This window comes from Gemmatimonadota bacterium (genome assembly GCA_016209965.1).
Lineage (GTDB): Bacteria > Gemmatimonadota > Gemmatimonadetes > Longimicrobiales > RSA9 > JACQVE01.
Map to the genome: position 1 here is coordinate 1 of JACQVE010000058.1, position 3198 is coordinate 3198.

The 3198-nt window shown below is 71.4% G+C and carries 3 protein-coding genes; 2 read left to right on the plus strand and 1 reads right to left on the minus strand.

The genetic code is table 11. The features are described from left to right. Positions 1 to 83: 83 nt before the first annotated feature. Both HY703_02690 and HY703_02695 read left to right on the plus strand, forming a co-directional pair. Positions 84 to 797: a 2-phosphosulfolactate phosphatase gene (locus HY703_02690; protein ID MBI4544085.1), complete on the plus strand. Its 714-nt coding sequence runs from the start codon at positions 84 to 86 to the stop codon at positions 795 to 797. Positions 798 to 979: 182 nt separating this feature from the next. Then, positions 980 to 1543, plus strand: a complete 564-nt coding sequence (locus tag HY703_02695) for a Uma2 family endonuclease (GenBank protein MBI4544086.1) — start codon at positions 980 to 982, stop codon at positions 1541 to 1543. Between the two features lie 104 nt (positions 1544 to 1647). Here HY703_02695 and HY703_02700 read toward each other — a convergent pair whose 3' ends face one another. Continuing rightward, complete coding sequence (locus HY703_02700) at positions 1648 to 2868, minus strand: type IV pilus twitching motility protein PilT (protein ID MBI4544087.1); 1221 nt, start codon at positions 2866 to 2868, stop codon at positions 1648 to 1650. Between the last annotated feature and the right edge of the window lie 330 nt (positions 2869 to 3198).

Below are 3198 nucleotides of genomic sequence, written 5' to 3' on the forward strand. Positions count from 1 at the left end.
ACGCCATACACCGCTTTGTCGAGCGGAATCGCCGGCCGACGGAACCACCTGCTTCCGAGAATAACCGCTAACAGTGCCGGGGCATGAGGCTTGACGTCCTGTTCACGCCGCCCCCGGCCTGGCGCGCCCGGATCGGCGGCTCCACGGTCGTGGTCCTGGATGTGCTGCGTGCGACCAGCACGGTGGTGGAGGCGCTGGCCAACGGCGCGGCCGCCGTCTATCCGGTGCGCACCGTGGCGGCGGCGCGGCGCCGTGCCGCGGAATTGGGTGACGCCTCTCTCCTGTGCGGCGAGCGCCGCTGCCGGCCCATCCCGGGCTTCGCGCTGGGCAACTCGCCGGGTGAGTTCACGCCGGAGCGCGTGGCGGGTCGGGCGCTGGTCCTGACCACGACCAATGGCACGGCCGCACTGCTCGCCGCGGCCACGGCCGCGCGCGGCGTCGTCGCCTCACTCCTGAACCTCACGGCGGTGGCCGATGCTGTGGCGGGCGACGACGCCGTGCTCATCCTCTGCGCCGGCCGCGAGCGCCGCTTCGCAGTCGAAGACGCGCTCTGCGCCGGCGCGCTCCTCTTGCGCCTGAAGCTCGAGCACCGGCGCGCCCTCGAGCTGAACGACGCCGGCCATGCCGCCGCCGCACTGGCGGAGCGCCAACTGCGCTCGCTGCCCCGCGCCCTGGAGGCCAGCGCCGCGGGCCGCGCCCTGGCCCAGGCCGGTCTGGCCGCCGACATCGCCTTCTGCGCCGCCGTGGACCGGCACAAGATCGTGCCCAGGCTGGACGGCGAGCGCATCACGCTTTAATCGCAGCGCGATCGCCGCGATCCAGACCTCCCCTGGTGGCGTCGCGCCGCAGGACTGGCCGGCGCAGCCATGGCGGTGCCCCGTCGACGCGCACACGCTGGCCGCCGGACCGAGTTGAATCCCGCCGGTGCGCACCCTTACATTACCGTGTCGCTCTCGATGTCCCTCTCGAGAATACTGCCATGGCCACCAGCCCCGCCGCGTTCACCGCGGACGACATGCTCGACCTGCCGCTGCCGGACGGCGTCAGCGGTTACGAGTTCGTCGACGGCCGGCCGGTGCCGGTGATGCCGGCTTCACCGATCCACGGCCGGTTAATCGTCGAGGTAGCTCGCCTGCTCGCGAACTACGTCATCGAGCACCGGCTGCCCGGGACCGTCTACAGCGACGCCGGCTTTGTCCTGGGGCTGCGCCATGACCGCGAGCGCATGCGCGGACCTGACGTCGCGTACGTCGAGCGCAGCAAGGTTGAGGCGCACGCCGATCCCGAGCGCCTCTTCCGCTGCGTTCCCGACCTCGCGATCGAGATCGACCTGACGAGCGCGAAGAAGCCGGGCGGGCAGCAGCGCGTTGTCGACTACCTCGAGGCGGGCGTGCGCCTGGTCTGGGCCATCGACCCACACACGCGCACGGCCATGGTGTACCGCCCTGACGGGACCGCGCGCATGCTGCGCACGCACGAGGCGTTAGAGGGCGAGGACATCGTCCCCGCATTCCGGCTGCCCCTGGCGGATCTCTTCGCCTGAGGCGCACCTGGCCGGCCCGGAACAGGTGGCCCGGGCGTGCAGGTGAAGAGCGCCGGCGCTCACGCGGATGCGACGGACTCGAGGAGCTTCCTGCAGGGCGTGGATTACGGCGCCGGCGGGCGGCTCGAGGACGGCTTCGGGGTTACCTGAGGGCTTGCAACCTCGAGTGCTTGCGGCTTTTCCCCCACTTCCAGCCGCGCGGCCTCGGGCCGCGCCGGCGCCTCCAGCCGCGTCCCCAGGCTGCGCGGGTTGCGCGCGTAGCGCAGCGCTTCCTCGTAAGTGATGTCGCCCACCTCGAGCGCAGCCGCGAGCGCCGCATCCAGCGTCATCATCCCGTCCCGGCGTGACGCCTCGATCAGGCCGAGCGCCTGGTGCATCTTGCCGTCGCGCACCAGGCTGCGGATGGCAGGGGTGGCGACCATGACCTCGAACACGGGCAGCCGGCGGCTGGGGTCGGCGGCGCGGGGGAGCAGCCGCTGCGAGATCACGCCCACCAGCGCCGCCGCGAGCTGGGTCCGCGCCTGCTCCTGCTGGTGCAGCGGGAACACGTCCACAATGCGGTCGATGGCCTGGACGGCGTCGTTGGAATGCAGTGTGGCCAGCACGAGGTGGCCCGTCTCGGCGGCGGTCAGCGCGGCGCTGATCGTCTCCAGGTCGCGCATCTCGCCCACCAGGATGACATCCGGATCCTGGCGCAGGATGTACTTGAGCGCCGAGGCGAAGCTCTTCGTGTCCGCGTAGACCTCGCGCTGGTCCACGGTCGCCTTCACGCTCTCGTGCACGTACTCGATGGGATCCTCGATGGTGATGATGCGGCAGGCGCGCGTGCGGTTGATGCGGTCGACCAGGCAGGCCAGCGTCGTCGACTTGCCCGAGCCCGTCGGCCCCACTACCAGGATCAGCCCGTGGGGGCGGTTGCCCAGCTCCAGCACGATCTGGGGGATGCGCAGGGTTTCCGCGTCCGGGACGGTCGAGGGGATGGCGCGCAGCGCGCACGCAATCTCGCCCCTCTGGTAGTAGGCGTTGGCGCGGAAGCGCCGCCCGTCGGCGAGGGAGATGGCAAAGTCGAGCTCCCGCTCGATCTCGAACGCGCTCCGCTGGCGCACGGTCATGATCGAGTTGAGCAGTTGCCGCAGGTCGCCCGTGGTCAGCGGCTCCATCTCGAGCGGCTTGAGCTCGCCGGCCATGCGCAGGATGGCAGGTCGGCCCACGGCGAGGTGCAGGTCGCTCGCCTCCTGCTCGAGCGCCTGGTGGAGGAGCGCCTCGATGTCCAGGTCGTGTGCCGCCGCCGGCCGTCCCTGTACCGACTCGATGCCCGACGCCATGCCGCGCGCGCGCTGCGCGAACTCGTCCGGGTTGGTCGAGTAGCTCCGGGCGACGTCGAGGGCGATCTTCTCCTCGCGGTAGAGGCGGAGCAGCGATCGGTCGAAGGTGGTGATCGAGGGATCGCTCGTCGTCCGCATCAGGTCGACCAGGTCGTCCAGGCGCTGCTCCTTGAGCAGCCGCGCCACCCCGGGCGTGCGCGTCAGGACCTCTGCCGCCAGGACCCGGGCCGTGCCGCTGGCCGTGGGCACCAGCCGCTGGGACACGATCCCCTCCAGGGTGAGCGAGAGGTCGAGCGCGACCTCGCCCTGCAGGTGCTCGGGGAAGAAGCT

Coding starts and splice junctions, on each gene's coding strand:
- HY703_02695 (MBI4544086.1), top strand. CDS start 980: ATGGCCACCAGCCCCGCCGCGTTCACCGCGGACGACATGCTCGACCTG.
- HY703_02700 (MBI4544087.1), bottom strand. CDS start 2,868: ATGGCGTCGGGCATCGAGTCGGTACAGGGACGGCCGGCGGCGGCACAC.
- HY703_02690 (MBI4544085.1), top strand. CDS start 84: ATGAGGCTTGACGTCCTGTTCACGCCGCCCCCGGCCTGGCGCGCCCGG.